Source organism: Endozoicomonas sp. GU-1, from assembly GCF_027366395.1.
Lineage (GTDB): Bacteria > Pseudomonadota > Gammaproteobacteria > Pseudomonadales > Endozoicomonadaceae > Endozoicomonas.
Map to the genome: position 1 here is coordinate 5,724,455 of NZ_CP114771.1, position 14,130 is coordinate 5,738,584.

Below are 14,130 nucleotides of genomic sequence, written 5' to 3' on the forward strand. Positions count from 1 at the left end.
GTAATTAAATGAAATAACCATTATTTTTCTATTGTTGTTTCAGGGTTGAACAGAGAGGTCAGGGAGTCAATTCTCTTTGACAGCCTCCCCTCCGGTAATGGGCTGCATCTGGCTCATGAGCAGGTTTTCAGACTGATAGTGGACTTCCGTGTTTGTTTCTTCGGCTTTTGTTAGGCCGTATTACCGTATTAAAAAGGGGTGACGTTGTTTGTTTCGGAGGTTTCTGAATGAGTTCTGATCCTGAGTTCAGCAAATGGCGGGAACGGTTCTGGCCGGTTCACAGTCATGAGCTGAAAAAGCTGATCCCCATGATTTTGATGTTCTACCTTATTCTTTTTAACTATACGATTCTCAGGGATACCAAAGATACCCTGGTGGTCACCGGTGCCGGTTCCGGTGCCGAGATTATCCCATTTCTGAAGCTCTGGGTTAATGTCCCTTTTGCTATCGGGTTCACCCTGATTTATTCGCGCATGAGTAACCTGGTCAGAAGGAATACACTTTTTTACCTGGTGATTACCACATTTGTTCTGTTCTTTGTTTTCTTTGCGCTCTGGCTCTATCCCAACCGCGAAACCCTGCATTTTCATGATACATCGGACTATCTGCAAGGTGTTTTGCCACCGGGGTTCAAGGGGTTGATTGCGGTGATGCGTAATTGGACCTTCTCCCTGTTTTATGTCATGTCGGAGTTGTGGGGCAGTGTCTGCCTGTCGATGCTGTTCTGGGGATTTGCCAACCATATCAATACCATTGCCGAGTCAAAACGGTTTTATGCCCTGTTTGGCATGATGGGCAATCTGGCGCTGCCCACGGCAGGTTATTTTGTCTATATTGCCTCCGGGGTCAGGGAGAACCTGCCTGAAGGTGTGGATTCCTGGGGGTATTCCCTTAATCTGATGACCGGGGTTCTGACGCTGGGCGGGGCGTTGATTATTTTGATTTACTGGTGGATGAACCGTTACGTCCTGAGTGATCCCAGCTTATACCATCAGCTGGGTGCCCATGAGCCAGCCAATGAAAAACTGAGCCTGTCCCTGCGCGACAGCCTGAAAATGATCATCCATTCCAGATATCTCCTGTGCATTGCCCTGCTGGTGATCAGCTACGGGGTGTGCATCAACATGGTGGAGGTTACCTGGAAAAATCAGCTCCGTATGCAGTTTCCGGACCCGAATAATTACAACCAGTTTATGGGACTGTTTTCAACCTGCACCGGGTTGGTGACGATCTTTATGATGCTGTTTCTCACTAATAATGTGATCCGGTATTTTGGCTGGACATTCGCGGCGCTGTGTACGCCGGTCATACTATTGGTCACCGGGTCCCTGTTTTTCTGTTTTGTCCTGTTCCGGGACTGGTTGCCTGAAAGCCTGATACTCTCCCTGGGGATTGCCCCGTTAATGCTGACGGTGATTTTGGGGGCTATTCAGAATATTCTGAGTAAATCGACCAAATATGCCTTGTTCGACCCCACCAAGGAGATGAGTTATATCCCCCTGACGCCTGAGCAGAAGGTAAAGGGCAAGGCGGCAGTGGATATTATTGGCAATCCCACCGGAAAATCCACGGGTTCATTGATCCAGCAGATATTGATGGTGATGCTGGGGTCACTGTCTGCCATCGCGCCCTATGTTGCGGTGATTGTCCTCTGTTTCTTCGCCATCTGGATTGCATCTGCCCGGTCCCTGGGCAAGCGGTTCACGGAAATCACTGAGCAGAAACACATGGAATAAGCATCAATTATGGCACGACCTCAGCATAAAAAAGCTGGCAGCGCTTAAGTTCGGTAAGGTAACGGTCCCTGAATGAAGGGTCGATATCGGAAACACGCAGCCAACTGGTTACGGTATTGCCGGAACTGATGGTTGCCACTCTTGGGTCAACAATACGACAGCGGACATTTTCAAACGTTATGGTATTTGCCCCGGGATGGCTAACCTCATGCACTTTATGCCAGGCGGTCAACATTTGCCCGGCTAATGTGCGTACACCGGGCAAGGTGCTTTGGTGTATTTTCTGCCAGACCTGATCGTCACCCATGGTATAAAACAGATCATCGGCCCCGAGTTCTCCTGCCCTGACCAGCTGTTTCAGGGCATCGGCTGTCCAGAGATAGAGAACCCTTCCCCAGGCGGTAACAAAAATATGCCGGTTCAATTCAATACTGGCATCAGCGGTCAGCCGCGCGGATTCCAGGCTGTTGGAATACCAGTGTTGCGACAGCGGGTCAAAGAACAGGTCTGCCAGGATAGCTTCGACCTGTTGACTGGTGAGCTTTTTCCGTCTGGCAGCACCCTGCACTATATAATCAAGCCGGTCAGCGGCAAGGTCTGGCAGTGGCCGTTCCAGCCGGGTAAACGAGGGATTTTTTTTGGGGTGGACGGTTTCAGGCGACAGGTGATGTCTGTTCAGGATCGGGGTAATGCTGTGCCTGTCAATAAAGTTGGTGAACTGTGAATCGTGATAGTCCGGGTTGCCTGCTGAACTGTCAGAAAACAGGTAGTCAGACACATGGCTGAAGGTGCTGTGGGACAGGTCATGGAGCAGGCCGCTGATCTGTTCCGGGAAGGGGGCACCGAAACGGTTGAGTAAATAGAAGACACCCAGAGAATGGTCGTAACGGGAGTAGGGTTCATTGTTACTGCCCTGTGAGTCCACCATCTGTATGGGGCCGTACTGGTTGATGTGTTTCAGCCTGTTGACTGCCGGGTGGGCCAGAAGGGAAGAGAGTAGCCGGGATTGATCATTTGCCATGGCCTTTAACGATATGGTTCCGTAAAAGGTGTCGATGCTGTCAATCTGGTTTTCAATATGACTTTCAATGTCAGTTTGATTGCCATCGGCGGACAGCTCATGACTGATGATAACGATAAATGGTACCAGACAGCTCAATAATTTGATCATTGCTCAATTATGTATCCGGTGTGCCTGACGATTTTATAAATGAACGTTATCAGCCAGGCTGTGCGACGTTGTCGTAATATTTTACCTGCAACACGCCAATCGTGTATTCCCTGAGCCTGGATGACCACCGACAAGTGTAGCCAGCAGGCCGGGATCTGCAAAAAAATCAAACAGGCTTGGTCGGAATTGGCGTTTTACCCAAAGAATCAGCGGCTAAACGCCAGAACTTTGTGTTCCATAAACCGGATCAGTACTGTCAAAACGCCCGTCATGGCCAGATAGATCAGGCCAGCCATGGTGAACACCGTTAATGTGTCGTAAGTTTGTGCGTTCAGTCTGGCCGCATAGCCCATTAAGTCCATCAAGGTAATGGTACTGGCCAGGGACGAACCTTTCATAACCAGAATGACCTCGTTGCCATAGGCGGGCAGTGCCCGGCGCACGGCATGGGGCAGGATGACCCGCAGCAGTGCCTGTCTGTTGGTCATGCCCAGCGCCATACAGGCTTCCCGGTCACTGCTTGGCACGGCATCAATGGCTCCCTTGAACAGCAGGGTAGAATAGGCGGCTGAGTTCAGGGCCAGGGCCAGCATGGCGCAGAACCAGGGTTGGCTTAACCAGGGCCAGAGAACGCTGTTTCTGATGGCATCAAACTGAGCCGGACCGTAATAAATCAGAAATATCTGGATCAGCAGTGGCGTGCCGGTAAACAGCAGAATCTGCAGTTTGACCAGCCAGGTCAGCGGCCTCACTTTCAGGGCAAGCACCAGAGTGAACAGGATGGCCAGCACCAGCCCGGTAAACAGGCTGGCCAGGGTCAGTTCCAGTGTGGTGCCAAGACCCTTCAGCAGCTCGGGTAAATAGTCCATATTCATGCGGTGGCCTCACCAGGGTTGACTGGTTTGTCAACGGGCATTTCTGTCACGCCGTTACTGGACGTCAGGTGTCGATTAGATCGGGATTTTATGCGTTCCAGTATATGCTGGCTGACCAGGGTAATCGCCAGGTAAATCAGGGCGGCAACACCATACCAGGTAAATGGTTCATAGGTACTGGCGGCGGTCATCCTGGCCTGGAGCAGTAAATCATTGACACCAATCAGGGCAACCAGCGCCGTATCTTTCAGCAGTACCAGCCACTGGTTACCCAGACCGGGCAGGGCATGACGCCAGGTTTGTGGCAGGATAATGCGGAAAAAGCAATGGCTGCGGCTGATCCCCAGTGCTACCGCTGCTTCGGTCTGTCCTTTGGGGACCGCCATAAAAGCGCCGCGCAGGGTTTGTGAGGCGTAGGCCGAATAAATTAACGACAGGGCAAGGGTACCGGCAACAAACGGGCTGACTTCAATAAACTCATCCGTGAGCAGGAACAGGGCATGGGTTGAGCCAAAGTAGACGAAAAACACCACCAGGATTTCCGGTAGCCCACGCAATATGGCAACCAGAGTGCTGGTGGTGAGGGCAAGGGGTTTGCAGCGGCTGAGTTCAGCCAGGGAAAAAGCGACGGCCATTAACAGGCCCAGAACCAGTGATGACAGGGCCAGGCCCAGGGTCATCACGGTTGCTTTGGCGAAGAGAGCGGTCAGGCCCACAGTTATCTCACCTGTGCAGAGTTGAAATACTTGGCATGCAGCTGCTGGTAAACACCGCTCTCTTTTACCTGAGAGAGCGCCGTGTTCAGTTTTTCCACCAGGGGGCCACCTTGACGGGCCGCGATGCCCATGCCGATGCCAAAGTAATTGGCATCCTTCACTTCTTCACCCACGCTCTGGTATTGATCTTTGCCCTGCTGAACCAGCCACTCACGGGCAACCGCCGTATCGGCAAACACGGCATCAACCCGACCATTGGTCATATCCAGCAAGGCGTTCTGATAGCTGTCGTATGGGCGGATTTTTACGCCCTGTTTTTCCAGTTTGTCGATCAGATAGGCCTGGTGGGTACTGCCATTCTGTACTCCGACGGTTTTACCCTTCAGATCTTTCGCTTCTTTAACATCACTGTTGATGCCAGCCACAAAGATGGCTGAGTTTTCATAATAGGGCTGGGTAAAGGCGACCTGTTCCAGTCGTTTCGGGGTGATATCCATGCCGGAAATGACGGCATCAAAGCGACGGAATTTCAGGCCGGGGATCAAACTGTCAAACGGCTGGTTGTTGAACTCACAGGTGGCATCCAGTTCGGCGCAAATGGCATTGGCCAGTTCAACGTCAAAACCCGTCAGCTCATTCTGTTCATTAAAGAACTCGAAAGGAGGATAGGTCGCCTCCATACCAAAACGAATGGTGTCCTGCGCCTGGCTTATCCCGGAAAAAGACAGGGAGGCGAAGGCAGTACTGGCCAGGGCAACAGTGGCAATTGTTTTTTTCATCGGGCTTTCCTTAATGAGAGCTGGTTTTTGCAAGCAATGGGTTGCTGGTTGAGATTGAATTAATGTTGCAGGTAACGTTTAAATGCACGGGTTTGTGGGGCGGTGAATCGTTCAGCAGTCCCTTCCTCGACAATTTCCCCGTTTTCCAGATAGACCACGCGGCTGGCGATTTTCCGGGCAAAGTCCACTTCGTGGGTGACCACCACCATGGTAATGCCAGACGCCTGCAGCTCGTTGATAATGGCCACCACCTGATTGGTAATGGCCGGGTCCAGTGCGGCGGTGGGTTCATCAAACAATAATACTTCCGGAGAGAGCATCAGCGCCCGGGCAATGGCTACCCGCTGCTGCTGGCCACCGGACAGGGAAGCGGGCCAGGCGTTGGCTTTATCCGCCAGCCCCATCCGTTGCAGCAGTCCCATGGCCTTGTCTCTGGCCCCTGCTTTGGGCATACCCTGTTGAACAGGGGCTTCCACCAGGTTCTCCAGAACCGTCATATGGGGCCACAGATGATACTGCTGGAAAACCATGCCGACTTTGCGTCGCAGCTGGCAGGCTTTTGCTGATGCAGTCGAGGATGATGGTTTCTGGTGCTTTTTTTGTGGAAAACTGAATTCCATATCGGCTATGTTGAGAGTGCCCTGATCCGGACTCTCAAGAAGGTTCAGCATGCGTAATAGCGTACTCTTTCCTGCTCCGCTGGAACCCAGTAATACCGTTGTTTCACCTTTACTGATGCTGAAGCTGATGTCCCTCAGTACCTGATGGCCACCAAAGGATTTGCTGAGGCTCTGTACTGCGATGCCCATTGCCTGAATCTTCTTATTGCCGGTTGAAATTAATGGCTGAATTGTCCAGCACTGATTGGGTAAAATCAACAAAAAAATGAATAAAAATTCATATTGCAAAGGTAAGAGTCTATAATTGTCGCCAATTTATAACGCTCACCCTGCGAACACATCCAGCAAGTGGAAAATCGAAGGTTGTGCTGGTTTTTGGATATATGATTGATTAAAAATGCTGCCTTACTCAGAATTTTCCGATAACGGATAACCCTGAAAGCAGCATTTTTTCTGGAAGGTTATTTGACGACTATGACTAGCCAAAAACAGGATGCCCTGGTTCGTTCTTTCCGTCAGTTGCTTAAAGAAGAGCGCTGCGGCTCCCAGGGCCAGATGGTTACTCTGCTGCAGGAGCAGGGGTTTGACAATATCAGTCAGTCCAAGGTATCGCGCATGCTCAGCCGTTTTGGTGCGGTCCGGGCGCGCAATGCATTGAATGAGCTGGTTTACTGCCTGCCTCCTGAGCTGGGCAAGATGGATTCCAGTATTGCGGTAAAAGATCTGGTAGAAGACGTTAGCCATAATGAGTCCATGATTGTGATCAAAACCAGCCCGGGTGCTGCCCAGATGATCGCCAGGCTCCTGGACTCTATTGGCGTAAAAGGTGGGATTATGGGGTGTGTGGCGGGGGATGATACCATTCTTGTAGTACCTGCCAGTGTGCAGGAGATTAAGGAAATTACGCTGAGTATTGCCGGGATGTTCAACTGAGTGTTCCTGTTCAGGAACACACTTGGTGCCCGGAGCTATTGGTAGCAATGCTTTACCCGTGGTCAGATGAGTGGTTCGGGCTGGCGCACGGTTTTCTGGACTGCTCGTTAAGAGGTTGACGAGCGGGAGGGATCTTCAAAATACAATGTAATGGTGTTGGCAGGAAAAAAAATCTTGTTCTCATCTGGCAGGATGCCGGGATGTGATGAGTGAAGTATTGTTGAATTATTTGATATTTTCGAGAATAACCATTTTGGGTCGTATCTCAATCTGCCACGAATTTTACCCTGTTCCAGGTAAACCGATGGATCTACGCTCTGGTCTATTTCAGTAGCAGGGATTTTAAAGCTGATAAACAGTAATTGGCCGGATTTCAGGTGACAGCATGCCTGCCCCTGAAGTGTGGATTTCGCTCTGGGTGTACCTTTCAGGCTGACAATATCGGTATCGAGCAGTTTGTTAAAAAGCGACGTAATTGTATTGTAAACTTTCTGCTGACCTTTCGTTAAGATGGGAATATGTAGTAAATGTTGTCTCGTTGAATCTTTTTTAAAAATTTTTATGCTGTTTTTAGCAAGATGAATGGGGTTGGGTGGAGTATGCTGCTGCACTTCTGCCAAAAAGCATCGGGCAGGCATTGAGATAACTTTCTTTACCATCGCGTTGTCATCAAATAACAAATTACCTGATATAGCGTACTTTTTTTGCAGTGTGTGCAACGGTAATCCGCTGTTTGATAAATCCTTTTTGAAGTGTACCTGAATGCGCAGTCTACTTCCCCCGGGGCAAAAGCTGGCAAAACCTGCGCTAAGTTCTTTATTGATATATCCAAAGTTAGCGGTTATCACTTTTCCGTTCCATGCTCTGAGCGTGTTGATAATGGCATAGTGGTTAACAGAAGGTATCTCAGGTAGTGCTTTGGCTGAAGTTGCCTGATCAGCAGTCGTCTTACCAGCAACGATGATACCTGATTGCAATTTTTCCTTTTTGCACAAGGAAGCGGTTTGCGTCAGTGAGCCGTTTTGCCTGCCAGTTCCCTTCCCATCAGAGAGCGTGGTGTTTGCAAAGATGGGCTCTCCCCTTAAAGTGCTGGGAGCAGGTGGTTTATCGGAATCTGATGGATCAATATACCTTCTGCCTTCCACTATTTGCAGTAACGCTTCGCATATTGGGTTTTCTTCAGGTCTGGAACTGTAGTCTGGAACGGCAAGCGGGTTATGAAAGGCTGCTGTGCCCATTTTTTTTACCTCTGAAGAGGTAGGGGTCCACACTGAAGAGGTGGGGGGAGGCAATGGCAGGGTGGTAACGGGACATAGTTTTGTTTCGAGTGGATCGATACTCCCCGTCTCACGCCCTAACCATAACAAGCGTGTGGTAGGGATCAGGGGTTGTAGATATTGTGACCCACATGGGTGAATCACCCTCAATGTCTGGTTCATAATGGCGAACATTACCTGGTTGAGGTTACTTCAAGAATGTAGGAGCTGGGAGGCTGACCGAGAATAGCCTCCTCGGGCACTGTCCTGAAATAGTTTCGACAAGCACGGCAATCAGGACGAACGTAACTTTGAAACTCAGAAATCTTCTTAACTATTTCTGGACAATCCCTCTGTTAGAAAGCATATCTGGTAGATAGTTCCCACTTTAGCCGTTTTGGTAAGAGGTAGTGAAAGAACAGTGAGTCAGTAAGTGTTTTTCATGCTTGCCTGTTGTTGGTATTTTCCTGTTATCATTGACCCTTTTTTCAAGGCATCAACCAGCATGAACCAGGCGACACTGACCTTTGATAAAGTGTCTGACCCAAAGGTTGTGATCACTCTTCAGGGCAGTTGGACGGTTAGTGGTGTTTTGCCCGCCCTGGATCAGCTTTCTGCTTTACCGGATTATGATCAATTAAAAACCGTTGCCTTTATTAGCGGTGATGACTTCTCGTGGGACTCCAGACTGCTGGCCTGGCTATTGGCCTGCCAGCGCATGCTGGAGCCTTCCCATTGCCAGCTTGATCTCAGTGGCCTGCCTGAGGATGTAAGAGATCTGTTCAGGCTTGCCAATACCGTACCGCCCAATAAGGCTCTGCCGGACAGAAACCCATCCCTGTGGCATCGGCTGGTCGACCGGGTTGCCCGCCTGGGTGATGAGGCGATGGAGCTGTTGGCGTTTATTGGCGAACTGGCACTGTCCCTGAGTCGCTGGTTGTCCCGGAAAGGATCCGCCCGCTGGTCAGATATTATCAGCTTTTGCCATCAATCCGGCCCTTCTGCCTTGCCGATTATCACGCTGCAAAGTGTCCTGATCGGGATGATTCTTGCTTACCTGGGTGTGGTTCAGCTCCGCCAGTTTGGTGCCGAGGTGTATGTCGCCAATCTGGTGGGGGTTGGCATGGTGCGTGAGATGGGAGCATTGATGACGGCGGTGATTATGTCCGGTCGAACCGGTGCCGCCTATGCCGCTCAGCTGGGCACCATGCAGGTTAATGAAGAGATTGATGCATTGACAACTCTGGGCATAAAACCGATGGATTATCTGGTGTTGCCCAGAACCCTGGCCCTGATTCTGACCATTCCTCTGCTCTGTCTGTACAGTAATATTCTGGGCATGCTCGGGGGTGGGTTGGTGGCTACCAGTATGGATATTACCTGGTTGATGTACCTGTACCAGCTCCAGGATGCGATCTCTTTTGGTGATATCATGACCGGCGTTGCCAAGAGCTTTCTGTTTGCCCTGATGATTGCCATGGCCGGGTGTCGTGCCGGCCTGGCTTGTGGTCGTTCCTCCGCTGCGGTAGGTCAGGCGACGACCAATGCGGTAGTGACCGCCATTATTTATCTGGTGGTGGCCGATGCCGGGCTGAATATCCTTTTTTATCACCTGGGAATTTGAGCATGGGGCAACTGCAACAGGAAGGTCAGGAGGTGGTGATTGAAGCCCGCGGCTTGACCATGAAGTATGGTAGTAACCTGATTCAGTCCAACCTGCATTTTCAGATCAACAAAGGTGATGTGTTTGTCATTATGGGGGGCAGTGGCTGCGGTAAAAGCACGCTCCTGAAACATATGATTGGGCTCTACCAGCCGGCAGAGGGCGATATCCTGTTTGGCGGGCAGAGTTACTTTGCCGCATCCCCGGAGCAACAGTTGGCGATGCGTAAACGCTGGGGTGTTACCTATCAGGGGGGCGCGTTGTTCAGTGATAAGACACTGGCCGAGAATGTTGCCCTGCCACTGGCACAGTATACGACACTGTCCAGCAAAGATATTCAGGATATGGTGCGTTATAAACTGGCGCTGGTGGGTTTGGCCGGTTTTGAAGACTTTTACCCGTCCCGGATCAGTGGTGGTATGTGTAAGCGTGCAGGGCTGGCCAGGGCCATTGCCCTGGACCCGGATATCCTGTTTTTTGATGAACCCTCGGCTGGACTGGACCCTCTCAGTGCCAGACGACTGGATGACCTGATTCTGCAATTAAGAGATTCCACCGGTGCCACGGTCGTGATTGTCACCCATGAGCTGGCCAGTATTTTTGCCATTGGCAGCAACGGGGTCTACCTCGATGCCAACAGCAAAACCCAGCTGGATACCGGGTCTCCCGACTATATGCTTAACCACAGTAAACACGATCTGGTCAGGTCGTTCCTGTCCAGAGGTGAGTGTTAAGAATGGGGGAATTTACAAAGCGACTCAATGAATTAAGACTGAATGAATCAATCAGTGAGGCTCGCTTTTCCGAGAGAAGCCTATGAATAGAAAATCCTTGTCAGTATCCGTTGGCCTTTTTGTCATCCTGATCATCGCCATGACGCTTGCCCTGGTGTTGTTTCTTAATGCGGATGGTTTTTCCAGGAAGGCTGTCCAGCGTTATCAGATCCTGTTTGACAGCTCGATCAAAGGCCTGAATGTTGGTGCTCCCGTGACTCTGCGCGGTGTGAAAATTGGTGAAGTAGTCAGTATCAAGACCAGGTTGTATCACAATCACCAGAAGGTCTTGAATGTGGTCACCATTGATATGTACCCGGATGCCATCAGTGAGCATGATAAAAGCAGTGACCATGATGTGCTGGGACAGTTGCTGCAGCAGGGGCTCAGTGCCCAGATTGGACTGCAGAGTGTATTGACCGGATTGCTGTATATCGAAGTGGATTTCTTTGACTCTTTTCCGGAAATGCAGCCGGTGGCCACCGAGCATCCACAGATTCCCACGGTGCCCAATAACCTTGAAGAGTTTATTGAACGGTTTGAGAGCATTAATATTGCGGAAATGGCCAGCAGCTTAACGGAAGTTCTTGATAATCTGTCCCGGCTGACCGGAGATAATCGCCTGAACAAACTGATTGATGATGTTGATAAGGCATTTGTCAGTATGGCAGCGATGTCCAATGAGATGACCTCGAGCATGGCGGGCATTCGCAAAGAATTTGCTGCCATGTCACAGGATTCCGGGGAAGTGGCCGCATTGCTGAAAACCCATCTGCCTGGTGCCACGCAGCAGTTGAATGAAACCATGCTGCAACTCCAGCAGACCATGTCCGCCGCGGAAGAGACACTGGCACCAGACTCACCATTGATGTACCAGCTGACGCAGAGTTCAAAAGACATCAGTCGTGCTTCCAGGGCGGTGGACGATCTGGCGGACCTGCTGCAACGCCAACCCGATTCGATTATCTTTGGTAGACAGTCAGGAGACGTACGGTGAGCCGTTACCTTCGTATATTGAACCTTGTTAAGGGTCAGAACGCTGCTGCAAAGGCTTTTTTCCTGATCATATTGCTCTCGGGCTGTTCCGCCAGGAACCCCAACTATCATGATTATACGCTGGTGGCAGCAACGGTTTCACAGGAGCAGACTGTGCTGCCGGACACCGCTACACTGGGGGTTTTTCCGGTGACTGTTGCCGGTTGGCTGGATAAGAAAACAATTACCTGGAGCGATGGTGGTGTTCGTTTACAGTCCTCTGCGAATGATCACTGGGGGGAGCCCTTACCAGAGCTGCTGACACAGGCTATGGTGCAAAATCTGCGTCAACGGGTTCACTCCGGCACTTGGATAAGCTCCGGCCCCTGGGTCCGCAATAAACGCCCGGAAGTGGTCGCCTTTGTTGATGTTCAGTCCATAACGCTGGTGAACCGGCAGTTACGGATGAACGTGGCCTGGTCCCTGGAAGGGCAGGATCAGCAGGTCATTGCCCGGCAGGAGAGGGTCTATACTCTGCCGCTGGCGAGTGATGTTTCTACACAAGCTCTCGTTCAGACATTAAGCCAGGTCTGGGGAAGGGTTGCCAACGATATGCTTCAGGGTTTTCTTGGCAAATAAGGGTTCGTGTGAGGCAATCTGCCCGGCAGGTGGTTTGGGAATGGTATCTTCGGATACCCTCCTGTATTGAGCTTCAGGCATGATGTTGCGCTTTCTGCAGCCTCTGAAGTGATTATTGTCAGTGTTCTCAAGTAATACAAAGTCGCCAATCCCATTTAAATCAAAGTTTTTCAGCTGATCGTCAGTTACGGGGAAGTAGAAACCATAAGCATCAACAGCACTCATAATGGTGCCCTTGTTATTTACTGTAATGACTGGCTTTTGCAACACTCTGGCAACCAGGGGGGCGATGACTGTATACATCCATTTGCCATCACATTTGATGGCGTCCATACCGGTCATGCCGTCGTGATCAGAATCATTCGTTAAATAGAAGTAAAGGTCTTCTTCCGGCACAGAAGGCCGGCAGCTTTCGTCTTCATTGAAACGTGAATGATTGTTTTGGTAATTCTGTAGCCATTCTCTTGCTTCTTCATACACCTGTTGACGTAAGCTGTGAGCATCCCGGCCGGGGCGTTGCACGGATGACACAAGGGCAGCATGGAAAAAACAGTTGCCATCGCCGGGGACATCGACAACTTCGTACCCCTGGTTGTAGACAATGTTGGAGGTGCTTTCAGATAAACAGCTGAGTAGGTGGCTCAGTCTATCGATACCACGGGAAAATGTAGAAGGATTGGTAGAAAGGGTATTGTGTGGTGAACAGGCATTGACAGCACAGTCCGCAGACATGACGGTAAGCACGCCAAAAACTGCTGCTGCGACGAAGCATCCTGAAGAGATCGCACTCAAGGTAAATGCTGCGGACACAAGGGTGGAAGCCGCTGGGAATATACACACTGCCCAGCGCTTCCAGCTGGCCTGAGGTTGATCTGTCGGAGGCACATCTCCGGATCGATCCACAGGACCGTTGGATAAAGGTGTTGGTAACGATTGTATCAAAGAAGTCTCACCGGAACGTTGTATCATTCCCAATCTTATTGCCATGCCCATCCGGGGCCTGGTTTAATATTCAGCCCGTGTTGCCCAGAAGCCTCCTGGCTGCCCCGATCACGGTGTTAATCGCGTTGGGCTCAACACTGGCCAGCTTTTCAGTATCTGGCGTTTCATTGCAGGTACGGTTAACAATGACCCCGGCAACGCACCCGGCCTTAAGCCCCATGGCAGAACACATGGTCAGAAGGGTTGCAGACTCCATTTCATAGTTAAGCACTCCCATCGACTGCCACTCTGCCATAGAGCCCTGTAGCTCTTTTCTGACCCGCTGGGTGAAGGTGTCATAACGTTCCTGACCGGGGTAGAAGGTGTCGCTGGAGGCGGTAATACCAGTCCAGTAGTTAAGCCCGTCTTGTTCAGCGGTATCTACCAGTGCCCGGGTACACTGAAAGTCAGCAACGGCAGGATAGTTGATGGGGGCAAAATGTCGGCTGGCACCGTCCATGCGGACGGAACCGGTGGTGATAATGACATCGCCCACATTGATATGGGGCTGGATGGCGCCCGTGGTACCAACTCTCAGAAAAGTCCGGATACCCAGTTGTGCCAGCTCTTCTATGGCAATAGATGTGGAAGGTCCACCGATACCGGTTGAACAAACCACGACAGATTGACCCTCCAGCTCCCCTCGCCAGGAGGTGAACTCCCGGAGGCTGGCCAGCTTGATCGGGTTATCCATCAGTGCAGCAATACGTTCGACCCGCTCCGGATCACCGGGGACAATGGCCAGTGTGGCACCATTCAGAACCTTCTGGCTCAGGCCGAGATGAAAAACTTCGCTACTGTTCATATATGCCTCTCATATATGCCTCTCATATATGCCTCCGGGAATGACCCTGGATCATTGAACTTTACTTCTTAGCATCCATCATAGACGCATCCATGGGGAGTGTTTATCGATCTGGATCAATATTTGATTCGCAGAAGGCCTGATCTGGAATCCTGCAGAGCCCATCCGATGATATAAGTATGCGTTTGCGTCTATGCTGATAATGACC

Annotated in this window: 14 protein-coding genes; 6 read left to right on the forward strand and 8 right to left on the reverse strand. The window is 50.8% G+C overall.

What is annotated here, in order from left to right; translation table 11 throughout:
* Positions 1-227 precede the first annotated feature (227 nt).
* Positions 228-1,736 carry an NTP/NDP exchange transporter gene (locus tag O3276_RS24045; RefSeq protein ID WP_269673574.1) on the forward strand — a complete coding sequence of 503 codons (1,509 nt, stop codon included), beginning with the start codon at positions 228-230 and terminating at the stop codon, positions 1,734-1,736.
* Positions 1,737-1,743: 7 nt separating this feature from the next.
* On the opposite strand, the gene O3276_RS24050 is transcribed toward O3276_RS24045, so the two are convergent.
* From O3276_RS24050 to O3276_RS24070, 5 genes are all read right to left on the reverse strand, one after another.
* Positions 1,744-2,907, reverse strand: a complete 1,164-nt coding sequence (locus O3276_RS24050) for an HD domain-containing protein (protein WP_269673575.1) — start codon at positions 2,905-2,907, stop codon at positions 1,744-1,746.
* 206 nt (positions 2,908-3,113) lie between these two features.
* On the reverse strand, positions 3,114-3,782 hold the full coding sequence (gene artM / locus O3276_RS24055; protein WP_269673576.1) for an arginine ABC transporter permease ArtM: 669 nt from the start codon (positions 3,780-3,782) through the stop codon (positions 3,114-3,116).
* On the reverse strand, positions 3,779-4,498 hold the full coding sequence (gene artQ / locus O3276_RS24060) for an arginine ABC transporter permease ArtQ (protein WP_269673577.1): 720 nt from the start codon (positions 4,496-4,498) through the stop codon (positions 3,779-3,781). Before artQ ends, artM begins: the two co-directional genes overlap by 4 nt.
* Before the next feature lie 2 nt (positions 4,499-4,500).
* Positions 4,501-5,277, reverse strand: a complete 777-nt coding sequence (locus O3276_RS24065; protein ID WP_269673578.1) for a transporter substrate-binding domain-containing protein — start codon at positions 5,275-5,277, stop codon at positions 4,501-4,503.
* 59 nt (positions 5,278-5,336) lie between these two features.
* The gene (locus O3276_RS24070) at positions 5,337-6,158 is read right to left on the reverse strand and encodes an ATP-binding cassette domain-containing protein (RefSeq protein WP_332328158.1); all 822 of its coding nucleotides are present in this window, start codon (positions 6,156-6,158) and stop codon (positions 5,337-5,339) included.
* A 213-nt stretch (positions 6,159-6,371) separates the two neighbouring features.
* On the opposite strand from O3276_RS24070, the gene argR reads away from it, so the two are divergent.
* Positions 6,372-6,830 carry a transcriptional regulator ArgR gene (gene argR / locus O3276_RS24075; RefSeq protein WP_101745646.1) on the forward strand — a complete coding sequence of 153 codons (459 nt, stop codon included), beginning with the start codon at positions 6,372-6,374 and terminating at the stop codon, positions 6,828-6,830.
* A 107-nt stretch (positions 6,831-6,937) separates the two neighbouring features.
* On the opposite strand, the gene O3276_RS24080 is transcribed toward argR, so the two are convergent.
* Positions 6,938-8,068: a hypothetical protein gene (locus O3276_RS24080; protein WP_269673579.1), complete on the reverse strand. Its 1,131-nt coding sequence runs from the start codon at positions 8,066-8,068 to the stop codon at positions 6,938-6,940.
* 523 nt (positions 8,069-8,591) lie between these two features.
* Between O3276_RS24080 and O3276_RS24085 the strand changes: the two genes are divergently transcribed.
* From O3276_RS24085 to O3276_RS24100, 4 genes are all read left to right on the forward strand, one after another.
* Positions 8,592-9,710, forward strand: coding sequence for an ABC transporter permease (locus O3276_RS24085; RefSeq protein ID WP_269673580.1), 1,119 nt, complete (start codon positions 8,592-8,594; stop codon positions 9,708-9,710).
* A gap of 2 nt (positions 9,711-9,712) precedes the next feature.
* The gene (locus O3276_RS24090) at positions 9,713-10,483 is read left to right on the forward strand and encodes an ABC transporter ATP-binding protein (RefSeq protein WP_269673581.1); all 771 of its coding nucleotides are present in this window, start codon (positions 9,713-9,715) and stop codon (positions 10,481-10,483) included.
* Between the two features lie 82 nt (positions 10,484-10,565).
* Positions 10,566-11,519 (forward strand): MlaD family protein, encoded by a 954-nt coding sequence (locus O3276_RS24095; protein ID WP_269673582.1) that lies wholly within the window; start codon positions 10,566-10,568, stop codon positions 11,517-11,519.
* Positions 11,516-12,136, forward strand: a complete 621-nt coding sequence (locus tag O3276_RS24100; RefSeq protein ID WP_269673583.1) for a PqiC family protein — start codon at positions 11,516-11,518, stop codon at positions 12,134-12,136. Before O3276_RS24095 ends, O3276_RS24100 begins: the two co-directional genes overlap by 4 nt.
* Here O3276_RS24100 and O3276_RS24105 read toward each other — a convergent pair.
* Together O3276_RS24105 and udp are read right to left on the reverse strand one after the other, a co-directional pair.
* Positions 12,077-13,105, reverse strand: a complete 1,029-nt coding sequence (locus tag O3276_RS24105) for a hypothetical protein (protein ID WP_269673584.1) — start codon at positions 13,103-13,105, stop codon at positions 12,077-12,079. The genes O3276_RS24100 and O3276_RS24105 overlap by 60 nt on opposite strands.
* Before the next feature lie 43 nt (positions 13,106-13,148).
* A complete protein-coding gene (gene udp / locus O3276_RS24110) occupies positions 13,149-13,922 on the reverse strand; it encodes a uridine phosphorylase (RefSeq protein ID WP_269673585.1) in 774 nt (257 codons plus the stop codon).
* Between the last annotated feature and the right edge of the window lie 208 nt (positions 13,923-14,130).